We start from the raw sequence: 637 nt of genomic DNA, 5'->3' as shown, positions 1-637 counted from the left end.
CGGCTACATTCTTATCGAATGTTACGCCTGTTTTTTCAGCAAATCCTGATTTTAGAAACACGTTTCTTGAGGGTGTAAAAAGTGCCGGTGTGTCTTATCCACAAAGCATTCTCTCTGTTGCTGGTTTGAATGCTTCTGAAGATTACGCAAATTTTTTAACCAAAACCCTTTCTGGTAAGAGCGATAAGAGTTCTATCGTAAATGTTCTTGCGGACGATAGCAAAAATTTATTGGTCAGAACCCTAGATACAGACGAGCAATATAAAAAGTCTCTCATTAGTCCACGGTCGCTTGTTCGTGATAGCTCTACAGCCCAACAGTTTTCAGGGAATAATGAGAATGCAGCCCCTGTTAATGTTTCTGACCTTTTGCGGGGTGGAACTGCAGGAATGCAACGTTCTCAAGATAACAATGTTATTTTGGGTAGTGGGATTAATTATACAAAAAGCAAGTGGGGTGTTTTTATTGGTGACAATGTGGTTGGTAGTGTTGGTGGGAGAGGTACATACGGTTCTGTTGCTATCGGGTACAGTGCAAAAGCTGGTGATGGTTGGAGTACTGTTATTGGTTATATGGCAGAGTCACCTAAGGGCGCGTATGGTACTGTTGTTTTAGGGCGGGGGGCAAAAACGGAAGG

At 42.5% G+C, this 637-nt stretch carries 1 pseudogene; it reads left to right on the top strand.

What is annotated here, in order from left to right:
* Positions 1 to 637, top strand: a pseudogene (locus tag ACFIL8_RS12135) (hypothetical protein); the annotation flags it as partial.

Source organism: Bartonella sp. AP57NXGY (assembly GCF_042195805.1).
Classification (GTDB): domain Bacteria; phylum Pseudomonadota; class Alphaproteobacteria; order Rhizobiales; family Rhizobiaceae; genus Bartonella.
This window is presented reverse-complemented; position numbering and strand designations above follow the sequence as displayed.